The sequence below is a fragment of the Methylomonas sp. AM2-LC genome (genome assembly GCF_039904985.1).
Lineage (GTDB): Bacteria > Pseudomonadota > Gammaproteobacteria > Methylococcales > Methylomonadaceae > Methylomonas.
On the sequence record NZ_CP157006.1, the window covers coordinates 128,252 to 150,668 of the forward strand.

The 22,417-nt window shown below is 40.0% G+C and carries 26 protein-coding genes and 2 pseudogenes; 25 read left to right on the forward strand and 3 right to left on the reverse strand.

Going from position 1 to position 22,417, the window contains the following annotated elements; all coding sequences use genetic code 11:
* Window positions 1–555 precede the first annotated feature (555 nt).
* The 13 genes from ABH008_RS23055 to ABH008_RS23115 all read left to right on the forward strand — a co-directional run bounded on the left by ABH008_RS23055 (window position 556) and on the right by ABH008_RS23115 (window position 10,456).
* Window positions 556–2,679, forward strand: coding sequence for a PRTRC system ParB family protein (locus ABH008_RS23055; protein WP_347990294.1), 2,124 nt, complete (start codon window positions 556–558; stop codon window positions 2,677–2,679).
* Window positions 2,672–3,100: a PRTRC system protein E gene (locus tag ABH008_RS23060; RefSeq protein WP_347990295.1), complete on the forward strand. Its 429-nt coding sequence runs from the start codon at window positions 2,672–2,674 to the stop codon at window positions 3,098–3,100. Before ABH008_RS23055 ends, ABH008_RS23060 begins: the two co-directional genes overlap by 8 nt.
* Before the next feature lie 11 nt (window positions 3,101–3,111).
* On the forward strand, window positions 3,112–3,327 hold the full coding sequence (locus ABH008_RS23065) for a PRTRC system protein C (protein ID WP_347990296.1): 216 nt from the start codon (window positions 3,112–3,114) through the stop codon (window positions 3,325–3,327).
* 87 nt (window positions 3,328–3,414) lie between these two features.
* Window positions 3,415–4,707, forward strand: coding sequence for a hypothetical protein (locus tag ABH008_RS23070; RefSeq protein ID WP_347990297.1), 1,293 nt, complete (start codon window positions 3,415–3,417; stop codon window positions 4,705–4,707).
* 72 nt (window positions 4,708–4,779) lie between these two features.
* A complete protein-coding gene (locus tag ABH008_RS23075) occupies window positions 4,780–5,574 on the forward strand; it encodes a PRTRC system protein B (protein ID WP_347990298.1) in 795 nt (264 codons plus the stop codon).
* 217 nt (window positions 5,575–5,791) lie between these two features.
* On the forward strand, window positions 5,792–6,445 hold the full coding sequence (locus tag ABH008_RS23080; RefSeq protein ID WP_347990299.1) for a PRTRC system protein A: 654 nt from the start codon (window positions 5,792–5,794) through the stop codon (window positions 6,443–6,445).
* Window positions 6,446–6,757: 312 nt separating this feature from the next.
* On the forward strand, window positions 6,758–7,657 hold the full coding sequence (locus ABH008_RS23085) for a hypothetical protein (protein WP_347990300.1): 900 nt from the start codon (window positions 6,758–6,760) through the stop codon (window positions 7,655–7,657).
* A 5-nt stretch (window positions 7,658–7,662) separates the two neighbouring features.
* Window positions 7,663–8,016, forward strand: a complete 354-nt coding sequence (locus tag ABH008_RS23090; RefSeq protein ID WP_347990301.1) for a hypothetical protein — start codon at window positions 7,663–7,665, stop codon at window positions 8,014–8,016.
* Window positions 8,017–8,174: 158 nt separating this feature from the next.
* Window positions 8,175–8,612 (forward strand): hypothetical protein, encoded by a 438-nt coding sequence (locus tag ABH008_RS23095; protein WP_347990302.1) that lies wholly within the window; start codon window positions 8,175–8,177, stop codon window positions 8,610–8,612.
* 142 nt (window positions 8,613–8,754) lie between these two features.
* A complete protein-coding gene (locus ABH008_RS23100; RefSeq protein ID WP_347990303.1) occupies window positions 8,755–9,051 on the forward strand; it encodes a hypothetical protein in 297 nt (98 codons plus the stop codon).
* Between the two features lie 620 nt (window positions 9,052–9,671).
* The gene (locus tag ABH008_RS23105) at window positions 9,672–9,926 is read left to right on the forward strand and encodes a hypothetical protein (protein ID WP_347990304.1); all 255 of its coding nucleotides are present in this window, start codon (window positions 9,672–9,674) and stop codon (window positions 9,924–9,926) included.
* A 132-nt stretch (window positions 9,927–10,058) separates the two neighbouring features.
* Window positions 10,059–10,199: a hypothetical protein gene (locus tag ABH008_RS23110; protein ID WP_347990305.1), complete on the forward strand. Its 141-nt coding sequence runs from the start codon at window positions 10,059–10,061 to the stop codon at window positions 10,197–10,199.
* Between the two features lie 98 nt (window positions 10,200–10,297).
* Complete coding sequence (locus ABH008_RS23115) at window positions 10,298–10,456, forward strand: hypothetical protein (RefSeq protein WP_347990306.1); 159 nt, start codon at window positions 10,298–10,300, stop codon at window positions 10,454–10,456.
* A gap of 174 nt (window positions 10,457–10,630) precedes the next feature.
* Here ABH008_RS23115 and ABH008_RS23120 read toward each other — a convergent pair whose 3' ends face one another.
* Together ABH008_RS23120 and ABH008_RS23125 are read right to left on the reverse strand one after the other, a co-directional pair.
* On the reverse strand, window positions 10,631–11,575 hold the full coding sequence (locus tag ABH008_RS23120) for an ISAzo13 family transposase (RefSeq protein ID WP_347990150.1): 945 nt from the start codon (window positions 11,573–11,575) through the stop codon (window positions 10,631–10,633).
* Window positions 11,576–11,597: 22 nt separating this feature from the next.
* Window positions 11,598–11,837 carry a hypothetical protein gene (locus ABH008_RS23125; RefSeq protein WP_347990149.1) on the reverse strand — a complete coding sequence of 80 codons (240 nt, stop codon included), beginning with the start codon at window positions 11,835–11,837 and terminating at the stop codon, window positions 11,598–11,600.
* A 325-nt stretch (window positions 11,838–12,162) separates the two neighbouring features.
* Between ABH008_RS23125 and ABH008_RS23130 the strand changes: the two genes are divergently transcribed.
* Window positions 12,163–12,444, forward strand: coding sequence for a hypothetical protein (locus tag ABH008_RS23130; RefSeq protein WP_347990307.1), 282 nt, complete (start codon window positions 12,163–12,165; stop codon window positions 12,442–12,444).
* 405 nt (window positions 12,445–12,849) lie between these two features.
* Here ABH008_RS23130 and ABH008_RS23135 read toward each other — a convergent pair whose 3' ends face one another.
* Entirely contained in the window at window positions 12,850–13,236 is a 387-nt protein-coding gene (locus tag ABH008_RS23135) for a hypothetical protein (RefSeq protein ID WP_347990308.1), read from the reverse strand.
* Window positions 13,237–13,553: 317 nt separating this feature from the next.
* On the opposite strand from ABH008_RS23135, the gene ABH008_RS23140 reads away from it, so the two are divergent.
* The 11 genes and pseudogenes from ABH008_RS23140 (at window position 13,554) to ltrA (ending at window position 22,338) form a co-directional block, all read left to right on the forward strand.
* Window positions 13,554–13,694 carry a DUF932 domain-containing protein gene (locus ABH008_RS23140; protein ID WP_347990309.1) on the forward strand — a complete coding sequence of 47 codons (141 nt, stop codon included), beginning with the start codon at window positions 13,554–13,556 and terminating at the stop codon, window positions 13,692–13,694.
* A 391-nt stretch (window positions 13,695–14,085) separates the two neighbouring features.
* A complete protein-coding gene (locus tag ABH008_RS23145) occupies window positions 14,086–14,400 on the forward strand; it encodes a hypothetical protein (RefSeq protein ID WP_347990310.1) in 315 nt (104 codons plus the stop codon).
* Window positions 14,401–14,429: 29 nt separating this feature from the next.
* The gene (locus ABH008_RS23150) at window positions 14,430–14,732 is read left to right on the forward strand and encodes a hypothetical protein (RefSeq protein WP_347990311.1); all 303 of its coding nucleotides are present in this window, start codon (window positions 14,430–14,432) and stop codon (window positions 14,730–14,732) included.
* Between the two features lie 8 nt (window positions 14,733–14,740).
* Window positions 14,741–15,088, forward strand: coding sequence for a hypothetical protein (locus tag ABH008_RS23155; protein WP_347990312.1), 348 nt, complete (start codon window positions 14,741–14,743; stop codon window positions 15,086–15,088).
* On the forward strand, window positions 15,069–15,905 hold the full coding sequence (locus tag ABH008_RS23160; RefSeq protein ID WP_347990313.1) for an ATP-grasp domain-containing protein: 837 nt from the start codon (window positions 15,069–15,071) through the stop codon (window positions 15,903–15,905). Before ABH008_RS23155 ends, ABH008_RS23160 begins: the two co-directional genes overlap by 20 nt.
* Window positions 15,906–15,996: 91 nt before the next feature.
* Complete coding sequence (csy1, locus tag ABH008_RS23165; RefSeq protein WP_347990314.1) at window positions 15,997–17,238, forward strand: type I-F CRISPR-associated protein Csy1; 1,242 nt, start codon at window positions 15,997–15,999, stop codon at window positions 17,236–17,238.
* Window positions 17,235–18,110 (forward strand): type I-F CRISPR-associated protein Csy2, encoded by an 876-nt coding sequence (gene csy2 / locus ABH008_RS23170; protein WP_347990022.1) that lies wholly within the window; start codon window positions 17,235–17,237, stop codon window positions 18,108–18,110. Before csy1 ends, csy2 begins: the two co-directional genes overlap by 4 nt.
* Before the next feature lie 9 nt (window positions 18,111–18,119).
* Window positions 18,120–18,998, forward strand: a pseudogene (gene csy3 / locus ABH008_RS23175) (type I-F CRISPR-associated protein Csy3); the annotation flags it as partial.
* 285 nt (window positions 18,999–19,283) lie between these two features.
* Window positions 19,284–19,433: pseudogene (locus ABH008_RS23180) on the forward strand (type I-F CRISPR-associated protein Cas7f/Csy3); the annotation flags it as partial.
* Window positions 19,434–19,435: 2 nt separating this feature from the next.
* On the forward strand, window positions 19,436–20,035 hold the full coding sequence (gene cas6f / locus ABH008_RS23185) for a type I-F CRISPR-associated endoribonuclease Cas6/Csy4 (protein ID WP_347990023.1): 600 nt from the start codon (window positions 19,436–19,438) through the stop codon (window positions 20,033–20,035).
* A 1,001-nt stretch (window positions 20,036–21,036) separates the two neighbouring features.
* Window positions 21,037–22,338, forward strand: coding sequence for a group II intron reverse transcriptase/maturase (ltrA, locus tag ABH008_RS23190; protein WP_347990024.1), 1,302 nt, complete (start codon window positions 21,037–21,039; stop codon window positions 22,336–22,338).
* Window positions 22,339–22,417 lie beyond the last annotated feature (79 nt).

Sequence of the window (22,417 nt, forward strand, 5' to 3'; positions counted from 1 at the left end):
AATTCAAATGCGTTGAATGTGGCTACGAAAATCATACAGATATCGCCAGTGCTTTAGTCGAGCTATCCTTGCCAGAAAAACGAGCCGCAGGATATGCGGTGATCACCTACCCATAAACTGTACCGTCAGCTACAGGAAGAGCCTCAGTGCTACCTATGTTCACTGTATTTTGCTATCAGTGATTGTTTTAGAATTCGATTCATGTAGAAAATTACCGTAAATGACGCAATCTCTTTAGTCTTAGTTACATTTTCATTCGTACTCGGCTCCAGTAGTGCATTCTCTTCAATCTAAGTACGAAAAAACTATTGCTTCAATTCTGTTGGAATCTAAAACAGCCAAAGCTCTGGAAAGCGGTGCAAAATTCAGATCGTAAAAGTTTTAGTCAATCGGTCTACTTCACTAGAAGTCGGGGAGCCTATCACTCATTAAATTTTATTATAAAAAACAAAAAATATCGTTTGACTCATTCAAGTTTTAATGTTTTAATGTACCTAATTTCAAAGGATCAACCATCCCGAAAGAATTAATCAAAAATATATAAAGGTAAGAGATATGAGCGAAAATCAAAATTTAAGTTATGTCCCTGTGTCAGAAATCAAGATCAAGGATGGATTTAATCCTCGAAAGTATTTTGATGAAAATAAGTTGCAGGAATTGGTAGACTCAATAATGGAAAGAGGTGTTATTCAATCAATTGTTATTCGTCCTATAGACGATCAAGATACTGGTTATTGGGTGGTTGCGGGTGAACGCCGTTATCGCGCAGCCATAATGGCTGGTCTGGAAACAATTCCAGCGAAAATTATGGAGCTTGATGACCAAGCGGCTAACTTAGTAGCTCTTATCGAAAACTCTGCCCGTGACGATATTTCGCCAGCCGAAGAAGCGCAATCGGCACAAAAGGTATTAATGGCTTGCAATAACGATCGACAAGAGGCGCAAAAACTTTTGGGTTGGAGTTCGCATAAATTTGAATCACGCATGATGCTTTTACATGCAGATGAAAAAGTGTTAGATGCGTTGACAAGTCGCAAAATCAAATTAGGACATGCAGAACTTTTAAGTCAGTTAGATAAAGAATTTCAAGTCAATACACTACAACGTATTATCGAAAATGGTTTTACGGTACCAGTATTAAAATCTCGGCTTGAAATGTATTCTATGGACTTGTCAAAAGCCTGTTTTAATACCAACGGCTGTAACGGTTGTCGTCATAATTCAACAATGCAAGCCAGCATATTTGATGAAAACATTGGTAGTGGCAGATGTGCGAACCGCGATTGTTGGGAAAAAAAGTCAATCGCTGCTATGGAAGTGAAAAAGGACGAGTTAAGCGAAAAATATGCGGTTGTGTATCTGGATATCGAGCGCACAACCGATTCATTCAGTGTGGTTTGTCAATCAGGGGATAGTGGGGTTGGTAAAACACAATTTGAGCAGGGGTGTAAACAATGTGCTCATTTTGGCGCAATTTTATCAACCTCTCCTGATGCAAGAGGACGTATTACCGAAGATTGCTGCTTTAATCTGCCTTGTCACAAAGATAAGGTTACTGAATACCAAAAATCCCTAAAGGAAACAATTGGTCAACATAAAAATGGAAGCGGGGTGGTTTCGGACAAAAAGGAAACCAACACAAGTGTTGTTAACGCTGATACAAACTCAATTAAAGAAAAGTCTAAAACTTCACAAAAAGCAGTGGTAGCCGAAACCCCTCAAAAAGTTATTGAACATATAGAGTGTTTTTATCGTCAATTGGGTGCAAAAACTGTTGAACAAAATCGAATTGCAGTGCTATCCCTTAATACTTACGCCCTCTACAAATTATTGGGCAGTAATTACGCAAAAGATTTAATACCTGAATTGTCTGGTAACAAAAAAACATACGAGAGTTATTCACCAGACGCATTTATCAGCGAAGTATCCGCGTTAGGTATGGAATCGATCATGGAAATCAATAAAAGGCTACTAAGTAAAATAGTGGAAAGCAACGACTCAGGCTCTGGAAATCGCGTGTGGGCGCAGACAGGGGCATTAGTCTGTGGTTTAGCAGGAATTAATCTGCAACATCATTTTGTAGTAGATAAGGTGTTTTTGGGTGGGTTCACAAAATCCGGTATTGAAGCAATTTTGCGTGAAGCGATAAACGGTCAAAACGTTTCATTTATTCAGCACTACGAAAAGCCCGAAGAAAAGAAAACGGTTTCTTCTTTAATGAAGAAAAAAAATGCCGAAATTTTGGACGATGTATTTAGTTGCGGCTACGACTTTACAGGGTTTGTGCCTAATTGCGTTACCAATTACTCCAAAATACAGGTGAGATTTTCTGCTCAAGAAGATCAATGTGCATCCGATAATTTGCACCAAAAACCTAACTATGAAGCTTCACATACAAGCGAAGTGATTGCGGGAGCGGTTGGTGTTGTTGAATTAAACGAACATCTGTTCGAAGAAATAGGTCATCGAAACGAAGTTGGCGGTAACGAACCTCTTATTGAGGTGGGTGCTCAATATGACGTACCGTTATTGGGTGACTCAAAACCGATAAGTATTACGGATGAAGATGAAGAAATTCTAAATACTTTGGCTGGCAGGAGTTCCTTTATCGATCTAAACGATCAAGATTTTACTAAAAACCCTGACGATGAAGAAGAAGAGGATATTTCTTATGTTTAATATTTTTCAACAAATGCTCAACCATGATGAGCGTATTCAGTTCACAGTCACTCGCAAAGGCGACCAACTGCAAGTGTTGATACAGCCAGTTATGCAATGCAAATTACCTGACAACACACCAGATTCTATAAAGAATATACACGCAGCCTTATCAATGCCATTGGTTGTTACTACCAGTCCAGAAAATTTAAACGGCGACTTTTTGACAACACTTGCAGAATACGCGGGTGTTAGATCGCAAGGCCATAGTGATCTTAAAGAGGCATTAAGCCGAATTAAAGAAGCTGGTAAGCAAGCAAAAGCAGAAACAGAAGTTGGGAAGACGGTAGCCGGTAATGAATCAGCTAAACAAGCAGAGCAACCATCAAGCACTCAACATCCTGAGACAGAAGTAAATTTCGATAAATCTTTGTTCGGTTAAAGGTATCTGATATGACAAGTTCACAAGTAATTAAACCAATGCGTATATTCAAAATGGGTGCAGTACGTCTAAACGACCCTGCGCCTGAATTACCACCACAAGAAGCTATAAAATTATATTCAGCAAGCTATCCGCACCTTGCCCAAGCTGAACTGAGCGAACCAGTTTTGATGGGCGAAGAATTGCACTATTCTGTTGTGACACATGAAGTCAAAACTAAAGGCTAATGGCCTTGATATTCTTCGCCATTGGGGCATGGAAGCCCCTGTCCAAACTCCAGACGAAGCTGAAATTAACGAACAGGATAAAATAGGATGCTACTTGTTAAGGCAGATAACGATCAAAACAAAACCGATTGCGTTGATTCACGCCGATCCATTACTACTTCCCATGCTATGAGCTTGTTTAGTCAGCCTGTTATCGGTGTTTCACTGGATAAATTGCTGAACGAGATTTCTCTCAAGCATGACTGGTCTGAGTTCAGTCAAAACAGGAGTGGAATTGCATCGGTAATTTTGCTTGGTTATGAAATGGGTTGCGTTACTGAGAAAGAAATCAATCGGTCTTTGGGTCGATACGGGGAAAACTGGCGCAATATTTTGTTTTTGAGCCGTAAGGTAAAAAAACTAATTGGGCAAAAAGTCAACGACACCATTTCTCGGTACGCTGATGATTCTTGGTATATTTCAAACGAATTCAAAATTCAAAACACAGATAATCATCATGTTTCACTCACTGTTGAAAGTGGTAGCAGCTTTGGTGAGTCTGTTGAGGGTTTTTATATAATACTGCAATCAGCCCCCTATTACAGTGCCTTTTCAACTGCCAGTATCAACGATCAGGAACTTAGTCGAGTCGTGTACAGTTGTCTACAATTTATTTCATTAGGAGCATGGGCAATCACGACTAACGAATTAGGAGAGAATTGGTATTCCTCTATTGATGAGGAATCTGAAAGTTACTTTGACCTAAAATCTAAGTATCCTAATTTATCTTTAGAGTCATTGGCTGAAATTGAGTTGAATGATGAAAGTGGGTTTTTCACTATGTATTGTGGTTACGAGAATGCGGCTGACTTAGTTGATCGTTTTAATTTTTTGGAGAAGTACGAGGAAAAATACAACCAATTTGGGGAGTTACTTGAATTAAATGATGTGCGTCAACGTGTCATTCGTTGGCGTAGGGAGTCACGTTTTGACCAGTACGCTAATCGATGGGTTCGCTTTATCAGAAAAGCCATTGTCTTTTGGAAAAACGATGTTCGTTCCAAAAAAAACAATGAGATTAAGATGTTGTCGGAATCTCAAGAAGAAGAGGATAATATTGATGATGGTTATGGATTAACAAATGAGATAAATGAAGCGCAAATTGAGCCTTTTGACGATGTGCCTTGGTATATGTCACACGTTATTGGGTTTGGATTAGACTGGGAAGAATCGTTAGTAGAATCAACCTATCAATACATGAATGACTCAGGAGAAAGTCCTAAAGGTCGTATGTTGCTTAACAGCGAAACTGCTCCATTGATTGCTAAAACATTAAATAAAATTGCAGTGAGTAAAGGTTTGATTCGTCTTGCTGAATATATTGAAATTTATGGGGTATAGCTCTCTATATTTCGTTTGACTGTTTCAAGTTTTAATGTATAATATGCATTAACAGATAAGGAGAAATATTACATGAACGACTTGAATTACGCCGAGTTTCACGATGAAGAAAAGCCTAGAATTTCACCGAATAAAGCAATTCTAATTCATAGTGCGTCCGGCATCGAAACCAGTCCTGCATATAACCCTAGAAGTCATTTTTTAGCGTCCATTCACGACTTTGTTTTCAACGAGAAAAACCAGTCAGTTATCGGCACGGGGCAGTTATTAACTGAAAATGATTTAGAACAAATGTTAATCGATTTGCTTGACAAAAAACACATGGATAATGATTTTATCTCTCCGAACATTATCTCAATGTCATCACGACATATTGCTTGGACTATTGCTGGCAAAGTCAGACCGATGATATTTAGGCTTCGCGGGGAAAATAAAACATTCAAAATTAATGTACCGTGGCCAAACATGCTGGTTGTTGCACGTTCAAGTGGTCAAGTGGCAATCGCAGCTATCGGCAACAACAGAAGACCCAATGCAAATACAAAGGTTTATCGTGCTCCTTTGATGAATATCTATGATGACGGTCGTGTTTGTGTAGGCAGTGCGGCTATTCCTGACGGCGTGACGCAAAATCATATTTCTGAATGGGAGTCGATCATCTTTGATACGGCCTTTTCACACATCAATAACCAGAAAACTCTAAATCTTACACAGAAATCAAAGTCAGCAAAAAACAACGGTGTTTCTGATAAAGATCATGTTCATTTTTGGAGGAAATTGGAAAAAAGCAAAGCCATAAAATTTCCTATTGAGAATTTGAGTTTTGATAATTGGACTGCGGGTAATTTTGTAAGTAGACATATATGATGATGAAAAAATATCTCAAAGAGAGACAGAAATTAATAATTGCAAGCCTTCTGCTGATGTTGATAACTGAGGTTATCGCTCCTTTGTTGTTAACATCGAATTATCTTCCGATACCCAAAAAAGAGCTGTACGACTTAGCCAATGAAATGTCTCTGATCTTGTTTTGGTTTCTACTTGGCTGCTTATTGGTTTATTTAATTGGAAAAGGAAACAAAAAGTGAGTACAAATCATGGTTACCTTACCGATACCCGCGATCAAGTGGTAATGGGCGAGTGCCCAGCTTTAATGAATCCAATCTTTGGAAAATTATCACCACCTGAGCCGTATAAACATCGATTCTGTGTGGGAAAAGATGGGGTATATATCGAAGCGCAAAATTCCGTATTCGAAGTGAGGCTGCCAGTTGCTCATTCAAAAATCCCACTTCCTTATGGAGAAGTTAAATCTTCTGGAGTGTTTTTGAAGTACGGAAAAATTCCAAGATGGATTTTCAATACTGCATTCGATCTTGCGAACAAATCATCCCCAAAAGAATGGGCAGGTCTTGTTGTTTGGGACAAGGAAAAGCAAGAATATTTACTGTATGAACCGGAGGTAATATCAAGCAGTGAGGGTGGCATTTCATACAGAACTTATTTGCCAGAGAATTACTTAATGGTTATGGATTTACACTCACACGGCGTTCTAGATGCATTTTTTTCTAAAACCGACGACAGATCGGACATTTCTGGCTTTTATATTGCCGGTGTTTTTGGTCGCTGTCACCTATCGGAAGGTATGAAAAAAAATCAAACCGCCACTAGGATGGTCGTCAATGGAAACTTCATAGACTGCCAAGATTTTTCTTGTTTTTTTAAAGATGGAACGTAGTGTCAACTACCACGACCTAAAGAGCCGGAGCTTGGATTAACACTCTTAAGCTTTAGTTGACCTGGGAAAGCGGCAACCAAACCACTATTAGTCACCAATACTGCTCACTTATTCAACGCGAAGAAGGCAATAGGCATTCCTTAACATCGATTGGAAATAACAAAGGAAAGGTGAGATTGGCTGCCTATATTCAATAGCCATGTACTCAAATTAATTTGAATTAGGCTTTTTTTGGGCACCTTTTGCACTGATGGATTATTTGATTTTGATGTAATTTGTATAAATGTTAATGAAAAATGGGATTGATAATCTATGCATGATTTAGAAACCTTAAATGAAACAAAATCTAAACCGTCAGTTAGTCTTGATTCGTGGGATTCCATTCGTGCTTGCGCCATTTCTCAACTTGATCTTGATGAGACTTACGAACTTTTTTTGGGATCGAGTGAAGTCGATTATTTGGATGATGCTTTTGATTCTGCAAGAGAATTACTGGGTGATGATTATTTGTCGATCAATGAATTAATATCAATAACAGAAGATAAGGTGGCTCGGGTTAAACTGCCAAAAGGCTTTCTTTTAGTCGGTCTGAACTCTAAAAACGATAAGTCGATACAGAAATTTGGTGTCATTAAATTTTCGCCTTCCATTGATAAATTGCCATCGTCTTCTAATGAATATCCAACCTTAAAAGACTACAACGAAACTATCGATGCGCTTCTGCTTGCAAAGACACAATTATCCCCAAACGGTAACAACTGTGTGCTTTGTGGAGACTCTGACCATCAAGCTTTCGAATGTGGCCATAATCCATTGCTTCATTCAAGGCTATGGTCAAAAGCAGAGTCGGTATGGAGGTGTTGGCATTGTGGTTATACAGCTATAACTGCAGATGAGGCAGTAGCCCATTTTGGTGTTAACGAAAGCGAAGATGCAGCTTGTTTGCGTAATAAATCGAAACCTAAGAAATTATTTTTAATTAAGCAGTCTGCAAGTGTTAATTATGATGAATATTCTGGCGCAGTAGTAGTCGCTTATTCTGAAAAAGATGCTATGCAAATACACCCGGATGGTAGCGGCGTAATTCAAGACTGGAGTGATGCAGCAATATCTTGGGTTTCTAATCCTTGTCATATCGATATCACATATTTAGGGATTGCTGAAGATGGTTTGGAATGCGGAGTGGTATTGGCTGCTTTTAAAGGTGAGTAAGATTAATGATAGCCTCTAATAAAATACTAAAACCTTCGGATAGAAAATATACAAGGAATGCTAATGGAACGAACATTGATAAAGTTAAGATCGTTATTATTCCTGCGGTAGTAAACACTTTCAATCAAAATCAGACTGATAATGAAACATTAGGCATAGAAAAGCCTGGCGAAAAGAAGCTAATTTGTAAAGGCTGTAAAGCATTAACGAAGCACAATATTCCTGTATGTGCTCTAGGTTATGAAATAGAAAATGATTCAGGAGTAGTAACACACACAATCAAATGCCCAAAGCCTACTGGGTATGAAAAGCTGCGAGATCTGTTGTTATATTCAAATCAACGGAATGAAATTTTTTAGCGAAAATAAGTCAGTTTCTGCGTAGTCGCTGTTTGTTCAACAAGGTTTTGTCGGAAACGAATTTGTTTACTTATATCCAGACCACGTAATTCATAATCAATATGATAAAACCTTAAGTGATCGAACAAATTTTATGTAACCAAAATCGAGGTAAAAACATGAATAATCCACTGTCATTGAAATTCAATATCCAAAAACAGATTAACCTGTCAAAAAAAGACGTAATCAAATTTAAACAAAAAATAAAGAAAGTCTGTTTCATAATTGGGTTATTTATGCTTTTCGGGCTTTTCCTTGTTTACATAAACCATTCTTTGAATACTGTAGCTACTGGTGGAGTCATCTTTTTCTTGTCGGCAGCGGCTTTCGCATATACTTCAAATCAATTTTATGAATTAAGTCCAGTTACACCTGTAATGGCTAATAAATTGATAATTATGGCTGATGATCACCATCAAATACGCGAATATATTGCAAACGTTAATAAATTAAAACGCCACGTTTACCAGTGTGAGTTTAAATTTCTTTTGGCCTGGTCAAAAACAAGATCAAGGAGAGATGCGTTGATTAGACTATCAGCAATAACGCATACGTGAGCCTGGGAGATGGAATAGAAGAAAAGATTATCACTCTTCACGACACCAAACGTGAGATGGCTGACTCATTGCTCGACGGTACTAACATGAGTTCAAAAATGACAGCTGATGATTTGATTGTACTTATTAAAGGTTAAAACCCATGAATAAAGCAACTGATCAAGCGAGTCGCTATTTTTGCGAAAGAATGAAGTTTCACCCCCTTTTCCATTCCAAACAAAAGCAGGCATGGACTACTACAGACCAAAAATATCTTATTGAGAACTATCATATTGACGGTCCTGAACATGTTAGCTTGGTTCTTGAGCGCACAATACATACTGTTATGCAAAGGGCATTTGAGCTTAGAAAAAAAGGAATAATGAGCAAGCCCGAAAAAAGAAGTTACTCAAAGCGGATAAGGAGTATTTCTGAATCTGAAAATGTCATGAGCTGTTAGATATCTCTTGTATAATACCTGCAAACGATCAAAGAATTAATTTTATACCTAATTTATTACAGGTAAATATTGGATGATATTAAAAATTAACCATAAAAAGTTATATAAATTCTATTTAATTATTGTACTTTCAACAGTTACTATAGTTTTATTTGTTGACACAATTAGATTTATTTCTATTTGCAATAATACTTATTCTACACCGTGGCATTCAAACGACTTACTATTAAATCCAGTTGAAACTACTATTCTATTGACACAACCTAGTCGCGAATTTTGGTCTAAAAATTATATACAAACACAGTGGTGGTATATCAGAGAAACCGAATTTAATGGAAAAACGTTCTGGACTATTCTAAATAAATCGCCTATAAATAAAATTTAATTGGATTATTCATGGAAAAAAGCTTTGAAAAAACCGCAATAATATAGCGAAAATGGTTACTGAATGTTTTATTTTCAGTGAAAATAAAACATCAAACGAAAAGTCCAACTTATTGTCTTTCTAAATTTATCAATGGATACTTGATCAATTAAAAAATGGCAACGATACTGAACTATTTAATGTCTTCAATTTTATTGAAAATGACAGAATACGAATATTTTATCAGTATTTAATAATGTCTAATATAGACTATAAAAAGATACAAGGTGGAGATTCTTTTTGTTTTGCGGTCTCTTTTAGTTTAAATAAAAAAGTATCGATTGAAACCCTAAATAATGTATCTGAAAAACTTATAAGCGCATCCCTTATTGAATTTTCGAACACCGGTTTCTTTGATCACAGATGTATTGTTTCTGGCTTAGGTTTCTTTAGTTCTTTTCAGAATATTTTGCCATTAAAACCAAGTTCAATCTATTCACTGGCACAATAGAGTAACTCTGAGGATATTGAATCCAAATCAGAAATTAAAGACATTGTTAATGGTTATAAGGTTCTTGATGACGTGGACCGATTTTTTTACTTAGGTGTCGCATTTTGGTTCCACGAAAATTGTGGATTTGGTTTGAATACCAATAACAGCCAAGTCGCAGCCAAAGTATTTCTCGCGCAGGAAAAATTAGGACAAAAATGCAATAATTTGCTTGGCTTGGAAACAAAAGTAGGTGGTATTAAAAGTATAAGTAATGTGCTTGCGATTCCTTGATTTTTTGACAGCATCATCCTCTACCTGAAGAGAAGAGATTTTCGTGGCTACTTGATCAAATAAGAGATAAAGAAGCTGCAAAACCTGAGAAAACTCCTTTGCCTGAGCATGTTCTACCAATTGCTATAGATACAATCGATACGATTTTGAAAGGTGACAAGGAGCAGGGAAAAATAATTATTCAAAATCTTATTGATGATCGTGACAATAGAATTAAACAACTAGAAGCTGAGCTTATAAAGGCGCTAGAACATTAGTCAATTTGTGTTTTTCTGTTCCCAATTTTTTTGATAAATGACCAGCCGCCTGAATTCTGTAAAGAAAATAAGCATTGATTGGACTGCGATAATGCCATGTCCTTTTTGTAGCAACCCAGGAAAATTATTAGCTTCAAAGCCATTAAGGATACGGTAATAAATAACTTCCCGAAATTAACTTGTTTGTGGTGCAGCTCGATAGTTCCAGCGAGGAAGATAGTCATCAAAGATAATCTTCATATTGTTAAGGAAACTATCGGCGCACTTTTTCCCTGTAGCATAAACCTCTGTCAAAATATCCACGGTTACTTTTAAGCCCGTACAGGTTTTAGCCTTCTCCATGAATTGTTTGGCGATGGCGACCGAATGAAAGACCACACCCAAGCAGGCACGCGTAATATGCGAAAACAAACGATGTTCAATCGGGTTGTGCTTTGAGCAATACGGCGGATAGTGTGCCACACGAATTTCCAGTCCAAGTGAGTTTGCAAGTGCCTGCAAAGCTTCCTTGAAGACATGCCGATTGGCAGCGTTGCTGCCGCCGCCATCACAAAGCAGTAGCAAGCGGCGGGCATTGGGATAGTGTCGGCAACCATAGTGTCTCCACCAATGTGCAATACTATCACAACAAAATTCACTGGTGTCATGGCTGGTATTCAGGTTCATATGCCCTTGGTTTCGCGCCAAGTCATAGATGCCATGCGGAATCAATTTACCTTCACCAGCACTGGGAAAATCATGATCCAGTGTGTCCACGGGTGCTTGTGTATAGGTGCGGCCTTCTCGACTGAAATTGCCGATGAGTTCCTTCTTTTTGGTATCAATGCTGATCACAGGCTCACCTTTGTCCATATACTCCACCTTGAGTTTGGCGATGTTCTGAAACTGTGCATCCCGGTCAGGATGAGAACCTAACGGTTTCTTCTTACGCGTTTTACGTTGCCCTAAACCATGTTTCTTTAATAACTTGCGAACCGTATGTCGACTCGCCGATGTACCCATTTCAGCGAGACGGCGACTAATTTCACTGCGTGATAAATTGGTCCATAACACACCATCACGCATAGGATCGCCCGCCGTAAACTCCGACAGCAGTTTTAGGAAATTTTCCTCTAACATCGGCTTACGCTCAATTGAGACTTTACGGCCCGCACCTTTTTTTTCTGACCCGGCTTGGCGCGGGATCTTCAGGGGACTCCAGTTCTGTTAAGCCTCTTCGGACAGTCTTGGGGTCCATTTCGAATAACCCCGAAACATAATCAATGCCACCGTGCCCCAGCTTTGCCGCCTCAATCCCTGCATAACGTCGCCGGTCTTTTTCGGATAGCGTTGCAAACAGACGCTGCATTTTGATCTCAATGTTTTTTTCGTAACCTGTCATTCGCTTTCATTTATAAACACTATATTTTGCTTATTATCCAACATTTTGCTACAGCTTTCTCATCCAAATTATGGGAAGTTATTTTTTACCAGATCCTAAGTGAACCTGATTCAAAATGGGGCGCAAGTGCTTGCGTATTCGTAAAAAAACTGAATTAGTCTTTTTTATGGCACCTTTCACTCTTTGTCATCATTGAAGTAACGTGGATAATTTAAAACTTTCAAATCTACTGTAAATAACCATTGATAGCAAACTTAAAACAGGAAATGCGATACTGGACGCTATCCCTAGCCACTATAAATGGTGGTGATTGTCGCAAAATAATATGATAAAAATTACCATCATCGACGGAATCTCTTTAGCCTTGGCTACGTTTTTATTCGTAATCGGTTCGGCAATTCTTGCGCTGCCAGCTAGGTACGAACAGAAAACCATTGCTTCAATTCTATTGGATTCTAAAACGGCCAAAACTTTGAATGACTTTTTTCAATCAGGTTCAGTCGCATCTCATTATGAGTTTTATCTTTTAGGTGTTGCTGTTTCTGTTATTGGTGGAGCATGGTTACTAGTCATTGGTAGTCGTTTATGGGCTTTGATAAAAGAATAAGTCTTTTCTCCAATGCCAGTTATTACATTCTATCGTTAAATTAAATCTTAACTATTCAGAATTTGGTGCGGACATGCGAAGCCCTTGTGACTATGTAATTGCGTGGACACCAGATGGCGTCGAAAGATCAATCGAACGAATACGATTAACCGGCGGAACAGGACAGGCCATTGATCTCGCAGACAGATTCCGTATCCCGGTCTTTAACCTAAAGAAACCCAATGCAATGGTTCGAATTAAAGAGTGGATTACTTCAAATCCAAACTAGAAAATCTCCTAATTATTAAATCAGTGTGAAGAAGTTTTAGTTGGGATTTGAAAAATTGAGTGCCTGCAAAAATGATTCATAAGCGGGCACTACCTAATATGTATTTTTCGATGGATAACGGATTGATACTTATCCTGTTAGCGATGGAATGTTGAAGCTCTGTCTGTGTTTGCCACGTAAGCATCAACCTCTATTGCAGTCGCAACATTTTTTAATCCTTTAGTTAGGGAACTGATCATGTTTTTTTCGGCCGCTACATTTTCGACTGCCGGTTCAAAAATAGCCTTTGAACCATATTTCATAACAGCCTTTGCTCGTTTATAAAGTACGCCTGGGGTTTGTATAGCAAAATTATCGAAGTTTTCGGCAGCTGCCTCCATTGCACCTTCAGAATTTGTTCCTGTGTGAACTAAAGTATCTGGAATACTATGGTCTGGCTGAAATATGTAATTTGAAACATCTTGGTAATTAACAGCTCCAATTAGCAATGTTCCTATAATTGCGCCCTGTACTGGATGAATCATACAACCTCCTAAAGCAATACTTACTGAGAAAATTATTACTTTAATTATAACATTTATTGGACAACTTCAAAAATTTGGTATTTTTGCAAGCTATCTCGAACTAGGCTATTTTTCGGCACTACTTTTAATGTTATGGATTTTCGAAATTCGTGGATTAATAGTGTGATAGCGAAAAAACGTGATACCCCTAACAAGATAAAGGTCGCTATTGTGCGTATGTAAAAAATAGATCTTAGCGTTACCAATTAAATATACGTTTGACTGTTTCAAGTTTTTATGTTTTAATAAAATCAATGTTTGTATAAAACCGAAAAACAATGACTACTAAAGGTACTGCGTGGGGATTGCTCAATGATTTCACCCAATACGTTGACCATGACAAACCGACCCGTACAGACGATGCCCGGCTGGCGCTGAAAATCGTGGAAACGGAGCGCAAGCGAAGTGAAGATTTTTAGTCCCCGATAGGCGTAGCGCCGGGCGGGTTATCGCAGCGAAGCGAAGAAAACCTGCAAGCATCGCGAAACGCCGTCAAGCCATTTGGAGCCTAGCTCTTAAGCCGTTTAGGCGCAAGAGCAGGCGACGAGGGCGAATCGGGGCCGCCGGAGGCATTAAATGGTCGCGTAGTTTTTGCCGCTTGTTGGGGCTGGGATGCCCCTAAACAAGCTTTCGCAAAAATAGCGACTCGCTTGATGCTGCGTGGTTTGGCCAAGGTGCAAAGCTGAAAGATCAGGTGTTTGAAAGCCTGTTGGCTTTGCCTGGTAGCAACTACGTATAAGAACAGCCAAACCGAACAAGGTCAGTTCGCTGACCTTGTTCACCTAATTATCGATTTTATGAGGAAATAACATGGCTATAACAGAAGTAGAAGTCAACCAAATACGCAAGAGCATGCAGGAGGATGACTCTATTTTAGACCCTGAGTGTCTAGATGGAACACCGCACTACGTAAAAGCCTGCTGCTTGAGACATCAGCTCTTTAGCGCACTTTGCAGCCTAAAAGATGCCGAAAATATAATAGATGAATACCGTGAGCGAGACAAAAGAATGCTCGAATCCCAATCATGTAAAGAGGGCGAAGCCTGGACGGATGCAGTGGCAGCTTTCACAGAAGATCCAGCGGAGTTTCATAAAGCAGTTTTACTGGAGAATAGTGATGAATAAGTCCCATGTTGCCAGGGAAATTGACTTACATGCCAAGACCCCAACCGGCAGCCAAAGAAGCTTGGGAAACCCAAGGGCCAAATTCCTCTGCTAATTACTTCATGGTATCCAACGGTACCTTACAAATACCAACAACCATTGATGAGATTAAGGGAATCGGGCTTGAGTTAGAAAATTGCTGCCATTTCTATGAGCAATGCGATAACGATAATGATCGTCAAAAATTTGAAAAACGAATTGAAAATTTAGAGGCATTGCTTGATGCGTCACCTTTTACGATAGATGAAAATGACGATCTTATCGAAAAAAATCATGATCTTATAGTCTTGTAAAAAATAACATGGCTAAACCTATAAACATACAAAACTGGCTAGTAATGAAATGCATGTGTCAGACTTGTCCATTCAATAAGCATGAAAACATCAAAGACCAATCGCCTGAGATTGCAAACATGGTTAGAAGTCGTTGCTTAACTAAAGCTTCACAAATTTGCCACCATCCAAGGATGCATGGGAAAAAAGAAAGTCATTTGTGCCGTGGTGCCCGTGACTTTCAGCTAGAAATCTTTAGTCTATTAGGTGTGATCAGTGAACCCACTGATGCGGCTTGGAAAGAAGCTTACGAACAATTACAATCGAATACTAAAAAACAAGAAAAAGAAGTGTGTCATGTTCTGGCGACTGCATAAAGCAATCTTTAAAAATCGTATCGACGAAGCTAGACAGATACTTGTTGAATTCGGTGATCAGGTACAGATCGTATCCGATAGCGCTCTCTTTGAGTCCTCAATAACTGACATTAGTGGTCAGCCAGCGCTGGCTCTAACAACGATTCAAGATGCTCGCAGAATTTCTGGATGTTTTGCAGGGAATACGCCATGGCTGTATTTTAATGAAAAGGATTACGCGGTTTCGAGATGGATGCCAAGCCTAATACAAAACGTACCGATTCTTAATTGGGACGGAATATGGGTACCGTATGGAATGCTTAAAAATCTATCTAGATCTGTTGTAAGTTCAATTTCTTCTTCCGATGGCGAGGTATTTATTAAGCCTGATAAAGGTCATAAGTCATTTGCCGGTTTTACAGTTTCAAATAAGGATTTTTTTAATGAAATTGAGGAAACACTTGCTCCAATAAATCTCTATCCAGAAGTGATGTGTTTTTTGGCTCCCGGTAAGGTATTGAAAAAATTCGAATGCAGATTCTGGATTGTTAATAGGCGGGTCGTTTGTCATTCTTATTATTCTTGGAACGAAGCTGTTATTGAATGGATGCCGGCAACCGACAAAATGAAATCAATTGCTCAAGCTGTAGCAAATAATGTGTGGCAACCGGATATTGCTTATACGGCAGATGTTGTTGAAACAAAAAATGGGGATGTTTTTCTATGTGAGATTAATGCAGCTTCGACATCTGGCGTATACACAGCTCCATTAAAGAGCTTGCTTTATTCCCTAAGAAATGCAGCTCACTCTGAGTTTAACGGGGAATTGACGTTATAACACGAAAAACCTCCTATTTTTATGTCATCAAAACAGGTTTTACCCTAAATGATCAATATTATGCATCAAGATTTAAACAAAGGAGATACGCATGTCGATAGATAATGCAATTCAAGACTTTTTGGATTCTAGAAAAGGTCAAAAAGTAATTAAAGATCAAAAGAATGCACCAGAATCTGAGCATATAGAAATCCAAGAAACAGCCGATCAGATGTTCTTGTTGAACAACTGGCTTCCTGATGCTGTTCGAAGAGGTGCTGCTCTTGAGATATCTACGCACCCTGGAAAGTTTGTTCATCCATCAGCAAAAATTAGCGCTGTAATCGCACGAGCAGAATCGCAAGCTGATGGTTTTTTACGAAGCGGCAATGTGGAGTCAGATATTGATGTCTTCGGAAGCTCGGCCTCACTAGACGTTAGTAAGTTTTTGTCTTTATCTCTATTTGATGGTCGTTCAGTTCAGAATCATCTTGATCAAAATACTGATTACATCAGGGAACAATTAAGCATTGAAAACATGCCATTCGATGAGATACGGGAAGGATTGCTTGTTATACAAAAAGCACCTGAAGCGCTTAAAACGTCTGATAAAATCAAGCAGGTTTATTTTCCTGTTGAGTCCGGTTACCACCTGCTTTCATTATTGATTCCATCTGGTATCATTTTTAAGTTAAAGGAACGAATTAATGTTATTCGTTTTTCTGAAGAAGCAAAGCAAGCCCGCGAAGATCGTCGGAATAAAATTCACAACCCACTCGGGTTTGATGATCTTTATGATTTAACTGTAATCGGATATGGCGGAGCCAATCCGCAAAACATTAGCGAACTTAATGCGCAAAATAATGGTAAAGCATATTTACTACCAAGCTTACCTCCTCAGATTGAAAATCGATCTGTTCGAAGTCCAAAATACAATTTTTTTACCGAAAGTCTATTTCTAAAACGCTACGAATCAAGTTTTAGCCATTTTCATGAAGTGCTCGTTTCTACTCAAAACGATAAAAGTATTCGGCTAGCAAGAGATCGTATTCTGACACATATTATTGATTCAGTTTTTGTCCGCGTATGGCAAATAAGGACGCTAGAATCCGGCTGGACGGAAAATACCGATTTACCTTTACATCATCGAATACTTTTGGACGACTTTTATATGGAATCACGGAACAGTGATGAATTGTGGCTAAAAGAAATTGTGGACGAGCTAGCTAAATGGATAGTCTTATCATATGACTCAATTGTCAGTCAGTTTAACGAAAAACCTGTTCAACTACAGAATGAAGAAGTTGATTACATCAAAATGATTGTAGAAAAAAACAAAGAGGGTCTTCTATGAGAACTGTTTTAGTGATTCCTCGAATATCTATTCAAGATGCTAATGCAATATCCAGCCCATATACCATTGGCTTCCCGGCAATGACAGGTTGGGCAGGTGGTGTACATGCATTACAACGACGCATAAATGAAAAAACAGGCAGCCATGTGACTTTTAAAAGCTTTGGGGTCACTTGCCATCAATTCGAATTGGGTACGTACAAAAACCAGGGCGACTTTGTCTCATCTATCGTTGGCAAAGGTAGTCCATTAAAAAAGGACGGAAGCCGTCCATCCTTCATTGAAGACGGAAGATGCAATCTGTCGGTTTCGTTAGTAATCGAATGCGAAGGTTTACCAGAAGATGCAGAAGAGTTGGATCGTTTTACCAAGAATCTACGCTCATATATTTATTCTGGCCTACGTTTTGCTGGGGGCGACATAATTTCTCACGGTAATCCTGAGATAATTGTAGTTGATAGCGAAAAATCTCTTCGTAAACTAAATCGACAATTAATGCCAGGTTATTGTCTGATTGAACGCAGGGATCTTATGCAGGAATCCATGGTGGCAGGGCGTGATGGAATTGATGCTCTACTTGATCATCTTAAAATAGAGAATAGAAGCACGCTGAAAGAAGGGGGAAATGTAGAGTGGGAAGCTAAACGAAAGACTTTTGGCTGGATAATTCCTATCGCAACTGGATTTCTTGGTATTACAGACATTGGTTACGCAGAAAATCAACGGGACTCAAACACGCCTCACCGCTTCGCGGAAAGTATAGTAACTCTTGGTGAGTTCGTTATGCCTTTCCGGATAACAAATCTTGATGACATGCTTTGGCATAGTCATTTTTATCCCCACAAAAACCTTTACTTAATTCAACAACACTAGGGGTGCCTTATGGCCAAAAAGAATGACACGATTACTGTTCCTTCCGTTTTAGCTTTTGAACGAAAAATACAACCGTCGGCAGGCGTACTTAGTGGTACAACGTGGGATGAACGTATAAACAAATTTACACCGTTACACCTGCTTGAAAAATCTGTTCGAGGAACAATTTCTAATCGTTTAAAAAAGGCATCTGCTGGCGATCCTGCAAAATTGAACACAGAAGTTGAAAAGGCAAATCTACAGACTGTAGATGACTGTGCGTTGGGTTCAAATCAAGATACTTTAAACGTAAACTTTACCGTCAAGTTTTTAAGTGGTGTAGAAAATCCAAGCTCATGCAATAGTGATGAATTTAGACGCATTTATGGTGATGCTGTAAAAGCGTATATTGAAAAAGACGGTTTCGTTGAGCTAGGAAAACGTTACGCAACTAATATTGCAAATGCCCGGTTCCTGTGGAGAAATCGAGTTGGCGCATCAATCATCGAAGTTGTTGTAAGAACAAAGTTTGCTGAACGTGAAAAAACTTGGACATTTGACGCAAAAACAATTGGTGTCCGCGACTTTAATACCAAAAACCCAGATGTTTTGGATCTAGCATCTGAAATAGCCTCTGCATTATCTGGTAAAACAGACTTTCTTTTGTTAGAGATTGACGCTTATTCATTGCTTGGGGCGGGGCAAGATGTTTTTCCGAGTGAAGAGCTCGTGCTTGATAAAGGTAATTCTAAATCTAAAAAAAGCAAAATACTTTACCAAATTGAAGGTGTTGCTGGGTTACATTCACAAAAAATCGGTAACGCCCTTCGAACTATTGATACTTGGTATCCTGAATACGCTGAAGCAAATATTGGACCTATTGCCGCAGAAATTTACGGTTCTGTAACAACCGCTGAAAATCGTGGAAACGGAGCGCAAGCGAAGTGAAGATTTTTAGTCCCCGATAGGCGTAGCGCCGGGCGGGTTATCGCAGCGAAGCGAAGAAAACCTGCAAGGCATCGCGAAACGCCGTCAAGCCATTTGGAGCCTAGCTCTTAAGCCGTTTAGGCGCAAGAGCAGGCGACGAGGGCGAATCGGGGCCGCCGGAGGCATTAAATGGTCGCGTAGTTTTTGCCGCTTGTTGGGGCTGGGATGCCCCTAAACAAGCTTTCGCAAAAATAGCGACTCGCTTGTCTAGGTAAGGCATTCAGAGCGCCTAGCGACAAAGTTGATTTCTACACGCTATTTGATAAATTTTCTTTGGGCGAAAAATTAACAACTACTGAAGAACATTATGTCGCGTCTATTTTAGTTCGTGGCGGCGTATTTGGTAAAAAGGATTAATCATGGAACGTTACTATCAGGATATTACAATTTTACCTGATGCTGATACCAGTCCGCACTTCATTATGGGAAGGCTATACCAGGCGATTCATATTGGGCTCGTTGAGCAACTTGATGAATATCAAAACAGTCCTATTGGTTTAACTTTTCCTGAATATAGCGCTGAAAAACGACGTATTGGTAACAAAGTACGACTGATAGGCCCCAAGTCTGTCATAGAAACGTTTAATGCTCAAAAACGGCTTGAATCATTAAGTGATTATGTTCATGCTACGGGCATTCGTGCGGTACCAGGTGAAATTAATCGATTTGGTTCGTTTTTTAGAATTCGGAAGAAAGACACACTAAGTCTACCGGCACTCGCTAGACGCAAGGCAAAGCGGAAAAACATCAGTTATGAAGAAGCATTGAAAATTCTATCAAGTACTCCTGAGCCGAAATACAATAATCCATTTCAGTGGCTAAAAAGCAGTAGTAATGGTACAAAATTTCGTCTAGAAGTTGGTTACGAAGAAACTAATGCTATCAATACTCATGACACAGGCTTCAGTAGTTATGGGTTAAGTAGGAAAGGTGCCTTGAATAGCCTACCTATTTTTTAACCATTAATTATTGGATTACGGAATACTTAACTTAAATCAAAGGCATAGCTCGCCTTGTATTTTTAATGGTAAAATATTAAATTCAATGGCAAGTTACTGTTATTATTTTATTTTTAATCTAAATGAACCAGTTTAACGCTGTATAAGCGGCTAATAAAATACAGCTGTACCAATAACCATAGATACATGACGTTTAACGCTGTATAAGCGGCTAATAAAGTAAGTTTAGGTATTAAACGGGGCATCCGCTGAAAATCGTGGAAACGGAGCGCAAGCGAAGTGAAGATTTTTAGTCCCCGATAGGCGTAGCGCCGGGCGGGTTATCGCAGCGAAGCGAAGAAAACGTGTGACTGGCATGGTAGTCAGCAAGCTGGTGTAAATCCAGCCATTACCCTGTGAGAAGGGAAGATGTAGGTGAAGGCAAGGGTGTCCAAAGAAACGATGTATTGCTACCCAAGGGGGAATTACGGCAATACAGAGCCAATGCGGAATCTGAAAGAAGCTGGAGCCAAATCGATCACCTAAACGAAAGTGAACCTTCGTAAGGCAGCAACAGTGGGTAAGGCGCCGTGAGCCGCCTAAGCCCGATATTCTCACCGTAAGCTATTGTTGTAGTGAAGGTAGGTGGATCGAGAAATGGGTGACTACCTTACCCAGTGAAGGGCCGTCGGTTTGGGTCGGAGTAACTGCGACTCTTTAAGCCCTAAGCGGCGCAGCAATGCGGACGTGATGAGCCGAGGGTTTGCAGACGAAGCCGTAGTAGTCGTAAAGTTTGGTGCCGATGATGACATGGTGACATGCCAGAGGGTAAAACATTGAACCAGTGACAGGATGTTGGAGATGAAGGGTGGAACATGTAAGCGGTCATGGCCGTTAATTAGAGACTGGAGGGTCGAGATCAGCCAAATAGGAGCGATGGACTATTCACCACGTAAACGGTGAACGAATCCAACGTGCAAGATTGCTGAAAACCCTCTGCAAATACGCGTGAAATGAACGACATGAGCCAACTAATTGAGGAAGAAAGACTCTTCGAAGACCTCTGTTACGCATCCTATCTGCGGATAGGGTTTGAGCAAGTAAAGGAAAACAAAGGCAAACCCGGCATAGACGGCGTGAGCATTCAAGACTTTGAATTCCGACTGGAAGAAGAGCTAAGGCAGTTGCAGCAGGAGTTGCTGAACTGGACTTACAAACCATCGCCTGTACGCAGAGTGGAAATTCCAAAGCCGGGAGGTCAGGGGGGTAGACTGCTGGGTATACCAACGGTACGTGATCGTGTGGTGCAAACTGCGGTAAAACTGCTGTTGGAACCGTTGTTTGATCCGTATTTTTCGCCGCATAGTTATGGATTTCGTCCTGGACGAAGCCCACATGATGCGGTGCAGGCGGCGCAAAACATAGTCAACAGTGGCAAGCCGTATGTGGTGGATATAGATTTATCGAAGTTCTTTGATCGAATCCATCATGACAGGCTAATAGCACGAATGGGGCAACGGCTCATTGATAAACGCGTACTGCGCCTGGTAGGTCTGATGCTGCGAAGTGGCGTGATGATTGACGGTGTGGTTATGCGAAGCGAAGAAGGTACGATGCAGGGTGGGCCGTTAAGTCCGCTGCTCAGTAATATTGTACTGGATGAACTGGATAAGGAATTGGAAAAGCGCGGACTGGAATTTTGTAGGTTTGCGGATGATTGCAACATATTCGTTAAATCGCAGAAAGCGGCGGAACGGGTCATGGAAACAGTCAGCCAATTCATAGAAGGTAAACTCAAGCTCAAGGTGAACCGGGAGAAAAGCCAAGTGGCGAGATCAGAAGGGGTAAAGTTTTTGGGCTTTACGGTGGTGAATGGAACGATAGCCATCGCCCGTAAAGCCCTGCAAAACGCGATGGATAAAGTCAAAGCCCTTACGCCGCGCGGCACCCATATGGATATAGAAACCGCCCTCAAGACAATAAACCAATGGTACATTGGCTGGTCGAATTATTTCAGTCTAAGCAACTATCCTGCGCAATTGCACAAGATAGAAGCGCATATCCGGCGGCGACTGAGGGCTAGGTTGGTTGATCAGCAGAAGAGGAAGAAGAATCTTTATCGGACGCTGGTTAAAAGAGGGGTATCAAGGAATTTAGCGGCCAGAACCGTCTATTCCAACCGGAAAAGATGGGCGCTTAGTAAGACGGTAGCGGTTTCGAGAGCCTATCCCAACGACTGGTTTAAGCATAAAGGCCAAGCCATACGATCCGACCAGAAGGAGGCGCACTGGTTTGATGTTTCTCAGTGGGTCTATCTTGCATGAGGAGCCGTGTACGGACCCGTACGCACGGTTCTGTGGGCAGACGGAGGCTTCGGCCTCCTCTGACCCGATCTGCAAGGCA

What these genes read in the sequence shown, in the direction of transcription:
- ABH008_RS23055 (WP_347990294.1), top strand. Translation starts at nt 556, where the DNA reads ATGAGCGAAAATCAAAATTTAAGTTATGTCCCTGTGTCAGAAATCAAG.
- ABH008_RS23060 (WP_347990295.1), top strand. Translation starts at nt 2,672, where the DNA reads ATGTTTAATATTTTTCAACAAATGCTCAACCATGATGAGCGTATTCAG.
- ABH008_RS23065 (WP_347990296.1), top strand. Translation starts at nt 3,112, where the DNA reads ATGACAAGTTCACAAGTAATTAAACCAATGCGTATATTCAAAATGGGT.
- ABH008_RS23070 (WP_347990297.1), top strand. Translation starts at nt 3,415, where the DNA reads ATGCTACTTGTTAAGGCAGATAACGATCAAAACAAAACCGATTGCGTT.
- ABH008_RS23075 (WP_347990298.1), top strand. Translation starts at nt 4,780, where the DNA reads ATGAACGACTTGAATTACGCCGAGTTTCACGATGAAGAAAAGCCTAGA.
- ABH008_RS23085 (WP_347990300.1), top strand. Translation starts at nt 6,758, where the DNA reads ATGCATGATTTAGAAACCTTAAATGAAACAAAATCTAAACCGTCAGTT.
- ABH008_RS23090 (WP_347990301.1), top strand. Translation starts at nt 7,663, where the DNA reads ATGATAGCCTCTAATAAAATACTAAAACCTTCGGATAGAAAATATACA.
- ABH008_RS23095 (WP_347990302.1), top strand. Translation starts at nt 8,175, where the DNA reads ATGAATAATCCACTGTCATTGAAATTCAATATCCAAAAACAGATTAAC.
- ABH008_RS23100 (WP_347990303.1), top strand. Translation starts at nt 8,755, where the DNA reads ATGAATAAAGCAACTGATCAAGCGAGTCGCTATTTTTGCGAAAGAATG.
- ABH008_RS23105 (WP_347990304.1), top strand. Translation starts at nt 9,672, where the DNA reads ATGTCTAATATAGACTATAAAAAGATACAAGGTGGAGATTCTTTTTGT.
- ABH008_RS23120 (WP_347990150.1), bottom strand. Translation starts at nt 11,575, where the DNA reads ATGTTAGAGGAAAATTTCCTAAAACTGCTGTCGGAGTTTACGGCGGGC.
- ABH008_RS23125 (WP_347990149.1), bottom strand. Translation starts at nt 11,837, where the DNA reads ATGACAGGTTACGAAAAAAACATTGAGATCAAAATGCAGCGTCTGTTT.
- ABH008_RS23130 (WP_347990307.1), top strand. Translation starts at nt 12,163, where the DNA reads ATGATAAAAATTACCATCATCGACGGAATCTCTTTAGCCTTGGCTACG.
- ABH008_RS23135 (WP_347990308.1), bottom strand. Translation starts at nt 13,236, where the DNA reads ATGATTCATCCAGTACAGGGCGCAATTATAGGAACATTGCTAATTGGA.
- ABH008_RS23140 (WP_347990309.1), top strand. Translation starts at nt 13,554, where the DNA reads ATGACTACTAAAGGTACTGCGTGGGGATTGCTCAATGATTTCACCCAA.
- ABH008_RS23145 (WP_347990310.1), top strand. Translation starts at nt 14,086, where the DNA reads ATGGCTATAACAGAAGTAGAAGTCAACCAAATACGCAAGAGCATGCAG.
- ABH008_RS23150 (WP_347990311.1), top strand. Translation starts at nt 14,430, where the DNA reads ATGCCAAGACCCCAACCGGCAGCCAAAGAAGCTTGGGAAACCCAAGGG.
- ABH008_RS23155 (WP_347990312.1), top strand. Translation starts at nt 14,741, where the DNA reads ATGGCTAAACCTATAAACATACAAAACTGGCTAGTAATGAAATGCATG.
- ABH008_RS23160 (WP_347990313.1), top strand. Translation starts at nt 15,069, where the DNA reads ATGTTCTGGCGACTGCATAAAGCAATCTTTAAAAATCGTATCGACGAA.
- csy1 (WP_347990314.1), top strand. Translation starts at nt 15,997, where the DNA reads ATGTCGATAGATAATGCAATTCAAGACTTTTTGGATTCTAGAAAAGGT.
- csy2 (WP_347990022.1), top strand. Translation starts at nt 17,235, where the DNA reads ATGAGAACTGTTTTAGTGATTCCTCGAATATCTATTCAAGATGCTAAT.
- cas6f (WP_347990023.1), top strand. Translation starts at nt 19,436, where the DNA reads ATGGAACGTTACTATCAGGATATTACAATTTTACCTGATGCTGATACC.
- ltrA (WP_347990024.1), top strand. Translation starts at nt 21,037, where the DNA reads ATGAGCCAACTAATTGAGGAAGAAAGACTCTTCGAAGACCTCTGTTAC.